This window comes from Nocardia pseudobrasiliensis NBRC 108224 (assembly GCF_001613105.1).
In the GTDB taxonomy this organism is placed as follows: Bacteria; Actinomycetota; Actinomycetes; order Mycobacteriales; family Mycobacteriaceae; genus Nocardia; species Nocardia pseudobrasiliensis.
The window spans coordinates 60,528-76,773 of sequence record NZ_BDBS01000029.1; the positions used below are offsets into that span (position 1 = coordinate 60,528).

Annotated in this window: 16 protein-coding genes; 5 read left to right on the forward strand and 11 right to left on the reverse strand. The window is 66.7% G+C overall.

The genetic code is table 11. The features are described from left to right. Positions 1–17: 17 nt before the first annotated feature. From NP4_RS22090 to NP4_RS22125, 8 genes are read right to left on the reverse strand one after another with little or no spacing between them, the layout of a single operon-like run. Positions 18–1,028, reverse strand: a complete 1,011-nt coding sequence (locus tag NP4_RS22090; protein ID WP_068000913.1) for a Rieske (2Fe-2S) protein — start codon at positions 1,026–1,028, stop codon at positions 18–20. Further along, on the reverse strand, positions 1,025–2,599 hold the full coding sequence (locus NP4_RS22095; protein ID WP_373863857.1) for an FAD-dependent oxidoreductase: 1,575 nt from the start codon (positions 2,597–2,599) through the stop codon (positions 1,025–1,027). The genes NP4_RS22090 and NP4_RS22095 overlap by 4 nt, the downstream gene beginning before the upstream one ends. Continuing rightward, positions 2,599–2,928 (reverse strand): lycopene cyclase domain-containing protein, encoded by a 330-nt coding sequence (locus NP4_RS22100; RefSeq protein WP_068000916.1) that lies wholly within the window; start codon positions 2,926–2,928, stop codon positions 2,599–2,601. The genes NP4_RS22095 and NP4_RS22100 overlap by 1 nt, the downstream gene beginning before the upstream one ends. Continuing rightward, positions 2,925–3,281, reverse strand: coding sequence for a lycopene cyclase domain-containing protein (locus tag NP4_RS22105; RefSeq protein ID WP_068000919.1), 357 nt, complete (start codon positions 3,279–3,281; stop codon positions 2,925–2,927). Before NP4_RS22105 ends, NP4_RS22100 begins: the two co-directional genes overlap by 4 nt. A gap of 10 nt (positions 3,282–3,291) precedes the next feature. Then, a complete protein-coding gene (locus NP4_RS22110) occupies positions 3,292–4,635 on the reverse strand; it encodes a glycosyltransferase (RefSeq protein WP_068000923.1) in 1,344 nt (447 codons plus the stop codon). A gap of 48 nt (positions 4,636–4,683) precedes the next feature. Beyond that, complete coding sequence (locus NP4_RS22115; RefSeq protein WP_068000926.1) at positions 4,684–5,652, reverse strand: phytoene/squalene synthase family protein; 969 nt, start codon at positions 5,650–5,652, stop codon at positions 4,684–4,686. Continuing rightward, positions 5,639–7,174, reverse strand: a complete 1,536-nt coding sequence (gene crtI / locus NP4_RS22120; protein ID WP_068000929.1) for a phytoene desaturase family protein — start codon at positions 7,172–7,174, stop codon at positions 5,639–5,641. The genes NP4_RS22115 and crtI overlap by 14 nt, the downstream gene beginning before the upstream one ends. A gap of 15 nt (positions 7,175–7,189) precedes the next feature. Beyond that, positions 7,190–8,197 (reverse strand): polyprenyl synthetase family protein, encoded by a 1,008-nt coding sequence (locus NP4_RS22125; RefSeq protein ID WP_245998739.1) that lies wholly within the window; start codon positions 8,195–8,197, stop codon positions 7,190–7,192. A gap of 276 nt (positions 8,198–8,473) precedes the next feature. On the opposite strand from NP4_RS22125, the gene NP4_RS22130 reads away from it, so the two are divergent. From NP4_RS22130 to NP4_RS22150, 5 genes are all read left to right on the forward strand, one after another. Continuing rightward, the gene (locus NP4_RS22130; protein WP_245998737.1) at positions 8,474–9,466 is read left to right on the forward strand and encodes a MerR family transcriptional regulator; all 993 of its coding nucleotides are present in this window, start codon (positions 8,474–8,476) and stop codon (positions 9,464–9,466) included. After that, the gene (locus NP4_RS22135; RefSeq protein ID WP_147288115.1) at positions 9,463–9,720 is read left to right on the forward strand and encodes a hypothetical protein; all 258 of its coding nucleotides are present in this window, start codon (positions 9,463–9,465) and stop codon (positions 9,718–9,720) included. The genes NP4_RS22130 and NP4_RS22135 overlap by 4 nt, the downstream gene beginning before the upstream one ends. 98 nt (positions 9,721–9,818) lie before the next feature. Beyond that, a complete protein-coding gene (locus NP4_RS22140; protein WP_068000939.1) occupies positions 9,819–10,640 on the forward strand; it encodes an NAD(P)H-binding protein in 822 nt (273 codons plus the stop codon). Between the two features lie 375 nt (positions 10,641–11,015). Further along, positions 11,016–12,455 (forward strand): hypothetical protein, encoded by a 1,440-nt coding sequence (locus NP4_RS22145; RefSeq protein WP_068000942.1) that lies wholly within the window; start codon positions 11,016–11,018, stop codon positions 12,453–12,455. 4 nt (positions 12,456–12,459) lie between these two features. Continuing rightward, positions 12,460–12,729, forward strand: a complete 270-nt coding sequence (locus NP4_RS22150) for a hypothetical protein (RefSeq protein WP_068000944.1) — start codon at positions 12,460–12,462, stop codon at positions 12,727–12,729. Positions 12,730–12,737: 8 nt separating this feature from the next. Here NP4_RS22150 and NP4_RS22155 read toward each other — a convergent pair whose 3' ends face one another. The 3 genes from NP4_RS22155 to NP4_RS22165 all read right to left on the reverse strand — a co-directional run bounded on the left by NP4_RS22155 (position 12,738) and on the right by NP4_RS22165 (position 16,121). Beyond that, positions 12,738–13,586 carry a class I SAM-dependent methyltransferase gene (locus tag NP4_RS22155; protein ID WP_068000949.1) on the reverse strand — a complete coding sequence of 283 codons (849 nt, stop codon included), beginning with the start codon at positions 13,584–13,586 and terminating at the stop codon, positions 12,738–12,740. Positions 13,587–13,803: 217 nt separating this feature from the next. Beyond that, positions 13,804–14,991 carry a beta-ketoacyl-[acyl-carrier-protein] synthase family protein gene (locus NP4_RS22160; RefSeq protein WP_169813788.1) on the reverse strand — a complete coding sequence of 396 codons (1,188 nt, stop codon included), beginning with the start codon at positions 14,989–14,991 and terminating at the stop codon, positions 13,804–13,806. An 11-nt stretch (positions 14,992–15,002) separates the two neighbouring features. Further along, positions 15,003–16,121 carry a phthiocerol/phthiodiolone dimycocerosyl transferase family protein gene (locus NP4_RS22165; RefSeq protein ID WP_068000954.1) on the reverse strand — a complete coding sequence of 373 codons (1,119 nt, stop codon included), beginning with the start codon at positions 16,119–16,121 and terminating at the stop codon, positions 15,003–15,005. Positions 16,122–16,246 lie beyond the last annotated feature (125 nt).

The window sequence follows — 16,246 nt, forward strand, 5'->3', positions numbered from 1 at the left end:
CGAAGCGGGGCAGGTTGTTACGGTCGGTTCTGCCGAATGTGATAGCGCCGTTCGGCGTAGGCCAGGTCGTCGCGCCACAACCGGGTCGCCGCGTGGTTCATCAGCGGGCGCAGCAGGCGTGAGATCCGGCGCGCGTGCCGGAATCCGGGCCGATCGGAGTGGGCGACAACCGCCTCGATCACGGCCGTACGACTGCGCCCGTCCGGCCCGGAACCCATTGGCGTGGCATGGGTTTCGACCACACTGCCCGCGCCTTCCCCCGCCACGATGCGCATGGTGATCGTGCGCGGGTCCGGGCAGGTGAATTCGGCCTCGACGGGTACGCCGAGCGTCCTGGTCACCCGAAAGGTCACAGTGACAAGGAATCTGTGATTCCGCTCGGTGATCGCCTCGCGTGGCGGCGCCTCGGTGACCTCCAGCCGAGCGAACGAATAGGGATGGAACCAGGAGCCGTGCCAGGGATCGAGCCGGTTGGCGATGATGTCGCGCGGCTCGCACACTCCCACAAGGGAAGTCACCGCATGGACGGTGGTGTCGGCCGGGCGTGCGCCCACAGTGGGCGCCTCGGTCGGCGGTTGCCCGCCGAGGGCGTCCAGCCGCACCCAGGCCAGCACGCCGTCGTCATAACTCGGGAACCGAGCCCAGCGCTTCGAATCCTTTGCACCCACTCGCATTCCGTGCCACCGGCACAGCAGCGCGGTGTCCTCCACCTGCGCGGTGGCGAGATCGGCGCCCAGATGCGGGCAGGCGGCGGGACCGACGTGCAGGACCTGCCGCGCATCGCGCCACGCCACGATCTCGACCCCGCCGACGGTGGCGCCGAACGGACGGTCGCCGCGGATGCTGCCGCTCGAGGCGAAGACGTACCAGTTACCGGAGGGCAGCCGCTGCGACCAGTCCAGCGCGGCGCTGATCAACGTCGGATCCGCGTCCCGGTAGGTCGGTCGCTGCCGTGACCATTTCTCCGGCGAGAAACGTTGCAGCGGAATCTTTTTCGACCATCCGGCCGAATCGGTTCGATCGGTCATCCGAAGCGCCTCCCCAAGTTCGCCGCCCTACGCAGTACCTTCGAGCGCCCATCGGCGGGCACCGAGTGCAGATCGTGGCCCGCGCCGCCCCACCGCGCCAGCAGCGTGTTGGCCGCCAGCCACCCGGTGGTGGCGGCGCGTTCCATCAACGCCACGGGAAGGTCGACGCGAATACCGTCCCCGGCCAGTACCAGCCGGGAATCCGGGGTGATCACTCCGGGACGCCGGGCGAAATCGCCGGGCGCGAACCGCGGACAGTCCTGCCGCCACAGCGTGGTCTGTCCGACGATGTGCGCGGCGGCGGTTTCCGGATAGATCTGATGCAGCCGAGCCAGCATTCGCTGTTCGGTGTCGGCTCGCACGCCGGGCCGCGAGTCGGCGTCGGAAACGGCGTACGCGTGCAGTTCCACCACACTGCCGCCGGTGCGCCCGGCCCAGTCCGCGGCATTGCGTTCGTAGCGATTCAGGACGCTGATGTTGTCGAGCGGATCCAGATTGCCGGTGCCGAGAAAGCTCGACCGGTCCGCTCGCACCGGACGGTCGAGCCACAGCCGTCGCACGGCGAACGGCGGCGCGGTCGCCAATGCGCCGATCCGCGAACGCCATTCGGCGTCACCGAGGTCCGGGGAGGCCGCGACGATCCGGCGCAGGCCCGCGATGTCGGCGGCGAGAACGACAGCGTCCGCGGCGATCTCGCCGCCGGTGTCGTCGATCACCCGCAATCCGGTCGCCTCGGGCTCGATACGCTCGACCGACGTGTCGAGATGGAACTCGACGCGACCGGGACAGCCTGCCGAGGTGAGGTAGCGCGCCAGCGGTTCCCAGACGCTCACGTCGAAGTTGTCCGGCGCCACATCGAAGATCAGCCCTTCGCTGGAGCCGAGGAAATAGATATGGAACATCATCGCCAACTCGGCGGCGGACATGCGGTGCGGTTCGATGAAGAAGCTGCGGGAGAACACCTCGAACGCCAGATGCCGCGCCGCGTCCGGAAAATTGATGGCGCGCAGGAAGGTTTCGGCGTCCAGATCGTCCAGCCGCTCATAGATGCCGGGCACCGACACCGTGACCAGCGGCTCGGCGGCTCGCGCGTCGAGCCGGAACAGATCCCGCAGGCCGAAGGTCGGACTGCGCAATGCGAAGGCCAGCGCGTTCCACGGCGGGGTACGAGGCAGCCCGCGGAAGGTGTCGCGCCTGCCTCGATCGTCGATCAGCGGATAGTCGCGTAGCCGGTGCAATCGAATATCGGCACGGGACAACAGCTTTCGCAAGTTGTAGTACTGCGCGAAGAAGGCGTGGAAGCCCCGGTTCATCGCCACCCGGCCGCCGTCGTGCAGTCGCTGGGTCCAGCCGCCCACGCGTCCGCCCAGATACCGCTCGCGTTCGATGACATCGACGTGGAACCCCCGTTCGGCCAGTCCGGTCGCGGCGGCCAGCCCGGCGATTCCAGCGCCCACGACCACCGCCCGCGGCGTGGCGCCGGTGCGGCCGACGTCGAGTCGCCCGGCAGCCGCCGGATAGTGCACCCGCCGCCGATCGCGAGCCTCGCCCAGGGTCGGTTCATGGTTGATCACCGAGTCACCGCCTGACGTCGCCGCGCGTACTCCCAGCTGAGCAGGACCGAGGTCACCAGGGCGAATCCGAACAAGAAGTCCTCCACCGGTATGTCCCAGGGAAATCGAAGTCCGAGAATGTGATCCGGGTTGTACAGCACGATCGGCGCGTCGAGTTTGGTCAGCCAACCGTCCACCGCGATTTGGAAGCCCAAGACGATGACCATGGTGAGCCAGTAGGCGGGCCGCCGGAACAGCCCGGTCCGCAACAGTGCGCATTCCGCGGCGCACACCACCACGACCGCGCCGAGCGCCGGGGCCGTGTAACCGATTCCCGTGAGACTCATTTCGCCGTCCCTTCCGTCGCGTCGCGTCGCCCGTGCCGCATATCGGAGACGATGCCGAGCAGCCTCTCGACGGCGGCGAAGGTGAGCAGACCGCACACCGGGACGACGGCGAAGAACAACAACTCCTCGATCGGGATCGCCCCCGGCAACCACACACCGAGCAGGTAGCGGGGTGAGAAGTGCCAGATGTTCGTGGCGATCGCCAGCAGATCCCATCCGATGAACGCGGCGGCGGGCAGCAGGGCGATACCCAGCGTCCGGGGTCGGCGGTACACGCCCGAACCGAGAAATTCCAGCGGAGCCGTCACTATGAGGCAGCCCGCCAGCAGCAGTAGGTATTGCCATCGGTCCATGGGGATTTCCTCACTCGCGATCGGCGGGGCCGGTCGCGGATATCGGGAATTTGTCTCCGGTCGGCACTTTCGTCGTACCGTCGAACAGGCAACGCACGTCCGCTGTCTCGGCCAGCACCGCCGCGAGCGTGTCGAGGGGCGCGCTGTGCGCGATCGCGCGCGCCAGCCGACCACTCGACTCACGCATTCGCGGCGAGGTCAGTACCCGGTCCACGGCCTCGGCGATGGCCGCGGGGCGCGGGCGGGCCGTGCCGAGGTCGATCCCCGCGCCGAAATGGGCCACGCGCGCGGCTGTCTCCGGTTTGTCGGCGGTATCGCCCGCGACGATCAACGGCACCCCGTGACTCAGCGCCTGTTGAACCCCGCCGTAGCCGCCGTTGGTGATCATCACATCGACGTGCGGCAGCAGCCGCTGGTACGAAAGGAACTCCGCCACATACGCATTGGCGGGGATGGGACCACTCGGCGGGCGAGCGCCGCCGGTACACGCCACGACCACGACATCGGCGCGGTCGCCGAGCGCGTCCAGGGTCGGCCGGATCAGTTGATCGAGATCGCTGTTGTCCCAGGTGCCCTGGGTCACGTGCACGACCGTCTTCGCGCGGTCGAGCGCGCCCCACCAGTCCGGCAGCACGGCTTGCCGGGGCGCGGGCGCAACGATCGGACCGGCGAAGACCACCGTGGCGGGCAGATCGCGCCGCGGGTATTCGAACTCCGCGACGGTGAACTGCACCATCGCCTCGGCGAGTACCGGCCAGTCCAGCAGGAACATCGGGGCCGGTCCCAGGTCCCACTCACGCAGGATCGCGTCGAGCCGGGACTGATCACCACCGAACAGCACGCGCTGCACGAACCGATTCATCAGCGTGTAATCGCGCCCGGCCTCGGGCCGCCAGCCGACACCGAACGGTGCGGCGTCGGCGCTGCTCAGCATCAGCGGCACCACACCGCAGACGATCACCGGCGGCCGTGGTCCGGCGGCGAGCAGCAGCGGAATCGCCCCGGTGAACATCACATCGACCAGTACCGCGTCGTAGTCGCGCCGATCCAATTCCGCTGTCAGCGCGCGGTATTGGCCTGCGATCGGCGCCAGGAAGTTCGCATCGAGTTCGGCCCGCCCGGCGCGCCACCGTCGAAGCAACCCCGGCATTCTGCCGTGCCCGACGCGCGTTCGCATCACCTCCGCGTCCTCCGGCAGACCGGCGAAGGACACACCCGAGGCGACAGCCCCGGAGAATGCCGCGCCGGTCAGCATCCGCACCTGATGACCGCGCCGCCGCAGATCCGCGGCGATCGCCGTCATCGGCGCCACGTGCCCGGGGATCGGCGTCGCCGCCACCAGATATCGAGCCATACCGAATTCCTTTCCCCGCGTCGTCTCCGTCAGCGGTTCGCGACCGCACTACCCGTCTCGGCGATGCGATGTCTTCATACGTTTTTCGCTCTGCTCTCTCGCCTGTCGCGCGCGTAGATATGCGGGCACTGCGACGCGAAGCTTGCGCGCGGCGCCGACGGTCGCACGTCCGGCGAACACGTCGTAGTTCATGGCTTCGATACGGTCGAGGATCGCACCGTACAGGGTGAAGGCGGTGGCCACGCACGGACGCGACCGGGGGCTGAGCATATCGATGCCGGGCGCGGCGTGCCGGTAGACAGCCCGGGCCCGGTCGATTTGATAGGCGAGGGCGGATCGCACCGCGCCGTCCGCGTATCCCTGCGCCCGGCATCGCTCGAGCCGGGCGCGGTCCACGCCGAAGGCGGCGAGTTCGTCGGCGGGAAGGTAGATCCGGCCCCGATCGAGATCCTCGGCGACGTCGCGGAGAAAGTTGGTCAGCTGGAACGCATCCCCCAGCGCGGCGGCGTGCGGGGCCGCTGTGGCCGCGTCGGTCACCGTGCCCAGCACGGGAAGCAGTTGCAGCCCGATCACCTGCGCCGAGCCGTAGGTGTACCGGCACAGCTCGGTCCGATTCCGGTAGTCGGTGATCTCCAGATCCATGCGCATCGACTCCAGAAACGCGGTGAACAGCGCGGGATCGAGCTCATAGCGTCGGATCGTGTCGACGACCGCGGCCACCACCGGAAGGTCGCTGCGGCCTTCGGCGACCCCGTCGGCGAAGCGCCGCTCCACGGAGGCGATTCGAGATCGCACGTCTTCCGAGGTGGCGTCGGACTCCGGCTCGTCGACGAGATCGTCGACGTAGCGGGCGAATCCGTAGAGGGCGTGCACGGCGGGGCGGCGATCCGGCGGCAGCAGCCGGGTCGCCAGATAGTAGGTACGCCCGTGCGCCGCGTTCAACGCCCGGCACTGCGAATATGCCTGCCGCAGTGCGGGATTCGCGATCCCGGCGGCATCGAGCTCACGCTGCGCCACGGCCCGCTCCTACGATGCCCGCACCGGCCGAACGCCGAGTCGACCCGGTGATCCTGTCCGCGGCCAGCTGCCCGGAGATCAGCGCCGTGGGCACGCCGACGCCGGGGACGGTGCCGGATCCGGCGAGCACCATATTGTCGGTGGTACGCGGGAAGTTGTTGGGCCGGAACGGCCCGGTCTGGGTGAGGCTGTGGGCGTAGCTGAACGGAGTTCCCGCCGTCATATCCGCTCGCGCCCAGTCGGCCGGGGTCAGCGTCGCGAGAATATCGGCGGAATCGGCCAATCCGGGCAGTACCCGCTCGGCCGCCACCTCGAGGATCCGACGCGCGTACGGTTCGCCCTCACTGTTCCAATCGAGTTTCGGAACTCCCTGGCGCGCAGCGAGATTCGGCACCGGTGCGAGCACCGACAGCAAATCGCGACCGGGTGGCGCCAGTGTGGGGTCGGTCGCGGTCGGCCTGGTGATCAACAGCGACGGGTCGCTCATCAACCGGCCCTCGTCGATCAGTTCCTCGAACGTGCGCCGCCAGGCGGCCCCGAAACTGATGGTGTGATGACCGATATCGGTTCCCGCGGGCAGTCCCACATGCACCACCACCGCCGACGGCGCGGCCCGCAAAGGCACCGGACGCCTCGGCGTAGTCCCCAGCCACGCGTAGGAGATATGCGGCTCCGCGGTGGAAATCACCGCGTCGCAGGCGAATCGATCCCCCTCGACGGTCCGCACCGCGGTGATCCGGGAGCCGCGGCGTTCCAGCGCCGCGACGGTCGAGCCGTAACGCAGGTCCACCCCGGCGTCACCGGCGGCCGCGGCCAACGCGTCGGGTAGCGCGCGCACGCCACCGCGCGGAAAGAACACCCCGGCGACCGTATCCATATAGGCGATCACGGCGTACACCGCGAGCGCGCGATGGGGTGAGACGCCCGCGTACAGCGATTGAAAGCTGAAAACACGCCGCAACCGTTCGTCACGCAGGAAATGGGAGACTCGATTGTCGACCGAGCGGAAACCCCCCATCGCCGCCAGCCTTCCCAGCGCGGGCGTGAGGACCGACAGCGGCGAGTCCATATTGGCCGCGATGAACCGCTCGTACTGAACGTGATACAACCGCGTCAACCAGTCACGAAGTCGCACATAGCCTTCCGCCTCCGCCGCGCCCGCGAAGCGGCGCACTTCGGCGACCATCGCATCGAGGTCACTGTGGACCGACAACTGCGAACCGTCGGCGAAGCGAGCGTCGTACACCGAGGCCAGCGGAACCAGATCCAGCCTGTGCGCGAGGCTGTCGCCGACGGCGGCGAACGTCTGTTCCACGATGTCGGGCATCGTCAGCACGGTCGGTCCGGTATCGAGTCGGTATCCCCCCGCGTCGAGGCGACCGGCCCGCCCACCGGGGTAGGAATTCCTTTCCAGGACAACCACTTCCCGACCTCGACCGGCCAGGTGCAAGGCCGCGGACAGCCCGGACAATCCCGCGCCGATGACGACGACTCGGTCGGTTCCACCGCGTACGGTGCGCATGAATGGGCCTCTCTGTCAGTTCGTACGGTCGGTGCACGAGTGCGCGAGGTGGGTCAGGACGGCGTGGGCGCGCGGCGAGATCGCGGCGTCCGCGACGGCCGCGAGACCCTCGTGTACTCGGTGTTCGATGAGCTTCTCGACGCGCTCGCGGGTTCCCATGTCCTCGAGGATCTCCACGTACCGGGCCACCGCGGCCGCGGGCAGTTCGGCCATGGCGTCCAACCGGTCGAGTTCGGCGGCCGCGGCTCCCTCGGCGTGATCGCGGGCGGACACCAGCACGGAGGTGGCCTTGCGGGCACGAATGTCGTCTCCGACCGGCTTGCCGGTCACCTCGGGATCACCGAAAACCCCGAGTAGATCATCGCGCAATTGGAACGCCTCCCCCACCGCCGCGCCGTAGCGCGCCAACGCCGCCAGCACGCCCGGGGAGGCCCCGGCCAGCGTCGCGCCCAACTCCAACGGACGCCGGACGGTGTAGTTTCCGGACTTCGCGCGGGCTACCGCCAGCACATCGCCCAGCGCCGGACGTCGGACGGAATCGTTGACCAGATCGCGAAACTGCCCGACCGCGAGCTCGCTGCGCATCGCCGCGTAGCGTGGCATCACCCGCGCCAGCGCGGACGCGCTCACACCGCTTTCCCGCAGCAACTGCTCAGCCCACACCAGGCACAGGTCCGCCGCCAGTACCGCGGCCGACTCCCCGAAACGTTCCGATTCGCCCGAAAAGCCTTGGTAGCGATGCCATTGCGCAAACCGCACATGAGCGGCGGGCATCCCCCGACGCACCGCGGACTGATCCATCACATCGTCCTGCATCAGCGCGAAACAATGCAGCAGCTCCGCGCTGGCCGCCGCTCGCACCGCCGCGCGGCGCTCCGGCTCGACCGTCAACCAGCCCGCGAGTTGAAACGCCGATCGCAGGTATTTCCCCCGCGCCGCGAAGTCGGTGATCACCTGCGCGAGGACCGCGGTCTCGGGGACGTCCAGATGCTCCCGGCAACGCGCGCCTACGAAGTCCGTCACGGTGTCCCGCACTCGCGCACGCATCCGCTCACACCAGACACCGACATCCTCACCAACCCGTTCACTCGCCAGGACGGGCAACTCCGTCACATCGCACCGCATGTCTTCACCTTTCCTGGTGGTTGCGTCGCTGCCGTCTCGAATGTGGAGCCTGCGGCGGACAGATCCGACAATACCCAAGAGTCGATGCAGAAACGATGCGTGTATCCGAGTTATTCTGTTACCGCCCCCACTGGACCGACCGGTCGCTTACCGGACCCCGTATCGGAGATGAATATGCCCGCCACCTACCCGGTGCGGGTGGCGGCGGAGCGCCTGGGCATTCCGACCGCCACCTTGCGCAGCTGGAATCAGCGCTACGGTGTCGGCCCCCGACCGCATCGCCCCGGTGGTCATCGGCTCTACTCCGATGCCGACATCACCGCGATCGCCCGCATGGTCGCCCTCGTCCGCACGGGCGCGAGTCCCGCCGCCGCGGCCCGGACAGTGGGCCACGACCTGCCGTCACTCGAGGACAGCGTCGACCCCCTGCTACAGGCGGCGTTCACATTGGATTGCGAAACGGCGACCGCGCTCATCGAGAGAAATATCGACGTTCACGGGGTGGTGGAGACCTGGGAACGACTGTGCCGCCCAGCATTCGGGGATGTCGTCGCCCGGCAGAGCCGCGCCGAACGATGCGTCGATGTCGAACACGTGCTGTCCCGGGCCGTCAGCAACGGCCTCCGCCGTGTCCACACGCCCGCACGCCAGGGACGTCGGCCGATCCTGCTCGCCTGCGCACCGGCAGAGCAGCACACACTGCCGTTGGAGGCATTGCGGGCCGCACTGGCCGAACGCGGAACGAACTCCCAGATGCTCGGCGCGGATCTGCCCGTGGCCGCACTGGGCGACAGTATCGAGCGAAGCGGTCGATCCTCGATCCTGATGCTGTGGTCCCACACCCCGTTCACCGCGAACCCGTACGCCCTGCGCGCGCCGAGCCGAACCGGAGCGACAGTGATCGCGGCCGGACCCGGCTGGTCGAATCGCTTGTCGCCGTGGGATTCCCACGTCAGCACTCTGACAGAAGCGATCGACCGGCTACACGGTTGCCTGCGTGGTCGCCTCGCCCGAGCCGGTTCGCCGCTCGCGATGAAATCCGACCAACACCCGAAACGCCCTCAACCCGACACACACAGTGAACAAGCACACACTCGAACTGGCGATCTGACAGGCTGTCTCGCATGCCGAGCCAAGCCAAACGCGCCGTACGACCCGGACCCATGATGACGGAGCTGGCAGCACGGATCCCCGTACCCACGGGGACCAGCCCCGCACCATCCCCCGCCGCGTCCGACCTTTCGATCGTCCCGGCCCAACCACCACGGTCCCAGCGCACCTACCGACTCGACGACGCGGGCACGATCACGGTCACCCTGGACAACCTCGACATACTCACCCTCAGCCCCGAAACCCGCACGCGCCTGTTCGAAATCCTCGACCAACTCACCGAACTCGATCTCGGGTCCGCCGGAACCTAGGAACCGGCACGGTATCCGCGCTCCTCACCAAATTGCTTACCATCAAAGCAAATTCGTGGCACCGTCATAGGCGCCGACGAAATCGAGGAGAGCGCGACATGATCCTGGTCACGGGTGCCACCGGAAATATCGGTTCCGAGCTGGTACGGGCGTTGGCTGAATCGCGGGAACCGGTGCGGGCGCTGGTCCGCGACCCGCGGCGGGCCGACCTGCCGCCGACGGTGGAGGCGGTGGCAGGTGACCTGACCGCGCCGGACACCGTAGCGGCCGCGTGCGCCGACGTCCGGGCCGCGTTCGTGCTCCCGGGCTATCCAGGAGTTGTATCGGCGGCGGCGAAATCGGGTGTCGAGCACATCGTGCAGCTGTCGGGAACCTCGGCCGCCACCGGCAACGAGGCCAATGCCGTCACCCGCTACATGATGGCCTCCGAACGTGAGGCCACCGAATCCGGGCTGTCGTGGACGATCCTGCGCCCGGCGGCATTCATGTCCAATGCGCTGCGATGGCTACCCCAGTTGCGCGACGGCGACGAGGTACGCGCCCAGTTCCCCCACGTGGCCCTGGCGCTGATCGACCCCGCCGATATCGCCGCGGTCGCGGCCCGTGCCCTGACCACCGACACCCATCACGGCGAAATCCTGTGGCCCACCGGCCCGCAGGCCCTCCTACCCGCCGACCAGATCGCCCTCCTCGGACGCGCGCTGGGCCGCGACCTCCGCTGCATCCCGATGTCCGACGACGAAACCCGCACCGAATTGCTGCGCACCACACCGCCGCAATACGTGGACGCCTTTTTCGATTTCTACGTCGACGGCGCCATCGACGAGTCGATCGTCCGCGACACCGTCCAGCGCGTCACCGGCCGTCCCCCGCGCACCTTCGATCAGTGGGCCGAAGTACACGCCAACGCCTTCCGCTGATCCCCGCTCGTCCCGCTCGACACTCGGCGGCGGTCACACGGTCATGGAGAAGTCCAGTTCCGCAGCGCGGTAGCGGGGTTCGACCGCCCTCACCGCCCCCGGCGGCTGGGTTGCCGGGGCCAACTGGGTAGCCGCCGACAAGCCCGAGCGAGTGCGCCTCGACGAGCGGTTGTACGTCGATATCTGGATATACCGCGGGCAGCACGAGAACTGACCCTCCGAACATTACGAATCAGGACTGTTTCCCTTTTCGGAGAAACGCGGAAACCGCGCCGGCCGTATATAGCCATACCCACTGCTTTCCGCAGGCTGGGAGTCGTCCGCTCGCAATGGCGCGAGTGCTCCCGGCTCGCGGGGTGGGTAGAGGTGTATGTCATGGCTCTCGTCTGTACCGAGATCACCGAGTGGATCGAGGAAGAGGTTTCCAAACCCGTCGAGGAATGGGAAGAAAGACAGGAAAAGAAGTGTAAGGACTATCCGTGGTACGACCCGCGCGGTTGGGTGTGCTGGTTCGTCACGTACTTCGTGAAGGTGATCCGGTGGGTGATCGTGAAGGTCGGCAAATGGGTCACCCGGACCGTATGCAAGCTGGTGGCGGTTGTCTGGGGCATCATCAAAGACCTCGCGGGCGGTCTGTGGGACGTCGTCGCAGGGATATTCACCCTCGACTGGCGGCGCATCCTCGACGGGCTGCTCCAAATCGGGATCGGCATAGTTCTCGGTGCGATCGGGTTGGGCCGCATCATATTCCTGGGCGACACCATCGCCTACATCATCGAGGAGATCAACCGCTGGCGACTGCGCAACTACGTTCGCGGACTGCTGGAGAAGAAGTACTCGGGCACGACGCTCGAGCAGATCGAGGAGGCCATTCGGCTCGACCACGGCGCGTTCGGCCTGCGCATGAACGCAACGGCGTACCGCACGGTGCTCGACTCCGAGACGCCCTCGACGACAGATCCCACGGCGCCGAATCTGGTTGTGCTGCATGAGACCGGCGCCATCAACCTGCGTGCATTGTGCGGCTTCGAATTCGACGAGGGCTTCTGGAATCGCAAGAGCTACAAAACATTGAAGAAAGAAATCGTCGTCGGCGGGGGTGGCGGTGGAGAATTCGATAATCCGATCTCCGAAGATGACCTCGACACCTACCTTTCCTCGCGCGGACGGCAGGGACCGCCGTTCATCGTGCTGCCGATGCGCGACGGAGCCCTCGACGAACGGGTGAGCACCGCCGAGGAGAAGGGTCGTGAACTCGGATTGATGATGAGCTTCGACACCGACCGGGTACCGGTCGACTCGGCGGGCCACATCGTCCAGCACGGCTTCGATACCGCGGACGCCAACAGCGCGCTGGCCAGATTCCTGATCGACAAGGTCGGGCGCATCGATAAGACGGTGGATCGCCCCGGGGCCGATCATCAACTCTGCCATCCGGTGGTGGTCGGCATCTTTCGCTACACCGATACCCTGCGCGGTTTGACGGCCACGCTGGAGCGCACGGCCTGCGGACTGCCGGGAAACATCACCTCCGGCGCGACATTCATCGACAACCGGCCCAACCAGATCTGGAAGTACGTGCCGATCCACGAACTCGGCCACTACTTCGGGCTCTGCCATACCGACGGCGTCAACCGAATCATGTACTCCTCCAGGCAGAACAGTTGGTGGAGCTGGTGGCTGGTCCCGGATATCTATCTCACCGGCGAACCCAGCTTCGTCTTCGACGAGGCCAAGGCCGCCTGGGACTACATCGTCGCCAACTTCCCGCCCCACTGCTTGGGCGCCGAGTCGACGGACTCTCCCATTGAGTGAGGCCATGCCGGATAAGGACATACACGCCGAGATCGACCGGCTCGGACGCGAATGCGGTTGCGGCACGGGAACTGTCGTAGCCGCGCTCGCGGGCCTGGGTTATCCGCTCACGCTGCTGGCCGGGCTCGCACCGCCCGGATCCGGTTCCATTCTCGGCATGATCGTCGGCGGTGTCACCGCGGTCCTGTCGGGCGGCTTGGTCGGCAAAGCCCTCGGCATCGGGTACGCCCGCTACCGACGCAGCCACCTGATTCGGCAACTCGGCACGCGGTGAGATGCTGGTCAGTGGGTAACCCGGATGACCGCGCTCCACAGGCGGTCGGCGACCCGCTCGCGGGGATCGGGCCGCGGCAGATCGCTGAACGGCTTGAAGGACGGTGGCAGCCGGTGCAGGCGGGCGGCTGCGGCGAACTGGTCATGCACCTCGAGCGCTTGCCACCCGCGCTCGGCCAGGTACGCCAGCGGATCGTCCGGTCCGAAGTGCCAGGGCGCGTTGGATATCAGCTCGCCGACGTGTTCGTTCATGCCGTTCATCGCCCTGCTGTTCACGACATCCATGACCCACCAGCCGATTTCGGGTCGCCGGAGGCTCTCGGCGAGCCCTGCGACATCGGGCTCGTGCAGGTAGTAGAGCAAGCCCTCGGTGAGCACGAGCGCCTTGGTCGCCCCGGCCAGCGCCTCCTCCAGGAAGGCAGCGCGCGCATCGGCGTCCGCCAGGTCGACGGCGTAGCGGGTCAGGGCGCAGCGCGGCTTCTCGTCGGCCAACAGCGAGTTCTTCTCGGCGACCAACTCTGGCAGTTCGGCTTCGATCCAAGGGAATTCGGCGGACAGGTCGAGCCGATAGGGCCGGGTGTCCAGGCCAGCGGCGAGGTTCAGTACCCGGTCGCAGCCATCGCCCACCGCGGCGGCGATGAGATCGTCGATCAGTTTGGTGCGGACCGCCAGATTCCAGCCATTGCGCATCATGCGCGGCGCGGCGCCGACGATTGCCCGCCCGCGCGGGCCCGCCAGCCGATCCGCGAGCGGATCGTGGAACAGGGCGTCGGGGCGGGCGGATTCGGCGGCACGGTAGGCGGCGACCCAGCGGGCGGTGTCGGAAACCTCGGTGATGAGCGGGGAACTGTCGGCCATAGTTCGCGACGCTACACTCGGAGCGGACTTCAACGCGATCTCCAGCTTCTCGAAGACGATTTTAATTATGAGCATCCGTTCGATACGTGAGCCCTTGTCCCGGAGGGTAATTCGCGATCGCGGCCTCCCCGCCAGGGATTCTGCTGTCCAGCAACATTATCGGTCAATGATTCCGAAAACCGGCAATTCGCCTGGTTCAGATTTCCAGGGTGGCCACTCAGCGGGTCATCGCGATTACCGAGGTATTGCCGCCGATGGAAAACCCTAACGACAGCGCGGCATCGATCGTACGAGAACGAGCCGCACCCGACACGGGATCCAAGCCACATTCGGGATCGGGTTGTCGGCAGTTCGCGGTCGGGGCCACGGTCTGGTGACGGATCATGAGCGCAGTAGCGGCAACATTGATCAATGTCGACGCTCCCAACAGGTGCCCGAACACCGGTTTGACCGAAGTCAACGGAACATCGGTCTGTTCACCAAGCAACCCCCGGACGGCTCTGCTCTCGGACAAGTCGTTGAGCCGAGTCCCGGTGCCATGACCGCAGACATAGTCGATATCCGCCGTCGACAACCCGGCCCGCTGCACGACCCTGCGGGCCAACTGCTCGGTCTTCACCCCCGTCTTGTCCATGCTGGTCGGGTGATCGGCTTCATTGCCGTTACCGATGGCCGAGATACACGCGTAAATCCGCGCGCCCCGGGCGCGGGCGTCGGACTCTCGTTCGACGATCAGTGAGACTGCGCCTTCACCGAATGTCGTGCCATCCCGGTCGATGTCGTAAGGGCGGATCGAGGTCTCGACCGTGCGGCCAACGCTGATCACACGTGTTGCCGGATCGCAGTAGGTCGCCACGAATTCCGCTGTCAGGGGGAAATCGTGACCGGCCACCACGACCGCGTCGGCCTCGCCGTCGGCAAGCTGGGCTGCTGCCAGCCGCAACGCGTGCGCCCCGCTGACACAGGCAGAGGACAGGGTGCTCACCATGCCGCGGATGCCGAAATGAATCGCCGCCATGCTTGCGGGTGTGCCGGCCAGGCCGTTTATCACCGAGCCGATCCCTGTGCCGGCGCATTCCCTACGGGACCACCAGGCCATCGGACCTCGCGAGGAAGCGGCAGCGATCGCGATACGGCCAGGATCGGTCATCGGAAGACCGGCGTCCTCGAGGGCCTGGCCGATGCTGGCCATCGTGGCCAGGATGTCGCGGGAGTATTTCTTCTCATGTGCCGGGTTGAGTCCAGCGACCACCGGGTCGTGACCGAGCTGCCCGGCCATGACGGTGATGCGGTCATGGACAGTGCACGGTCTTAGGGCCGGGTGACCGCCGCGAATGCGCTCCCAGAAACCGTCCACCGTGGTGACCAGTCCGGGCAGGGTGAATCCAAGACCGGTGACGGCCATCGGCTCATGAGTCATCGAGACCTACCGGATAGGACAGCGGAAGCAATCAGGCGATCGGTCAACGCGGCAAGTCGCTGGTTCTCGATATCCGCCGCACCGGGTCGATGATGGATCTCTATGGACAGTCGGCCGCCGAAGCTGTTGATGGCGTAGAGGCCGCGACGGTTTGTCGGATCGAGCATCCGTGGAGAGACTATGGTGGTCAGATCCTCGACAATGAGGCCCGGCGGCGTAATGAAATCAGCTATTCGACCGGCGCTTGTCGTCATGATCTTGCCCGGCGTTGGAGACGGCGAAGTACCGACAGCACTGGCCGCATAGATCAACGAGTGGACGATCGCACCCGTCGACAACCCCGCTGTCAGCTGTTCGTTCACGGCCGTCCCGATTGCCGAGAGTTCGGGCGCGACAGTGGGATCCGGGTTGAACTGCACATAACCCAGGACGTTGGTGCCGCCCGCGGGAGCCACGGGCGGAGTCAGACGCTCCCGCAGGTCGACGGGATAGGTGTAGTACAGCTCTGACAGCAGCTGACCACCGACTTCCTTTTCAGCCAGAATTATCGCGGCCGCAAGGATGCCGTGTACTGTCAGTCCGTTTCTTCCACCGAACTCGGTGAGAGCATTCGTCTCGGCGACAGTGAACCGCCTCCGAGCAGTTTCCAGCGACAACGTCGCGGCAGAGTTCGGCTGCCCGAACCGTGTTCCGCCCGCGTGGTTGCTCGATATATCCCCGACGCCACGCGCAGTCAGTAGGGATTCGATCGGCTGGGGCTCCGGCAGTTCCGATATGTCTTCGACCTTGCCGTTCAACACAATCTGCGTGTAGAGCCGCCACAGGTCCTGGAATGCGGCACTGCCGTACCGTGAATCCGCCACGCAATGATGGGTCAGCAGCGATACCCGCGCGCCGTCGGAGTCTTGTTCTACGCAAACGGCGCTCTGCGGTCGCCGCTCGAGCCAGGGTTGAAAGTCTGTCGACTTGGGGCTTTCCTGCCGCACCTTACCCATGAAAACCGGTGGCCGGACCAATACATAGCCCTTTTCCGTCGGCTCCAGATAGGCACCCAGAAACGGGTAACGACGGCACAGCGCGGTGTATGCCTCGCCCAGCGCCTCGATGTCCAGCACACCGCGGACTCGAACTGTCTTCCCGGTGGCAAGGCCGACGAACATACATTCGCTCGGAGCGAGCGCGCGCAACACGGCGGAGGTATTTTGATCAGATTTTATCATCACAGCTCCAAAGAACGCCC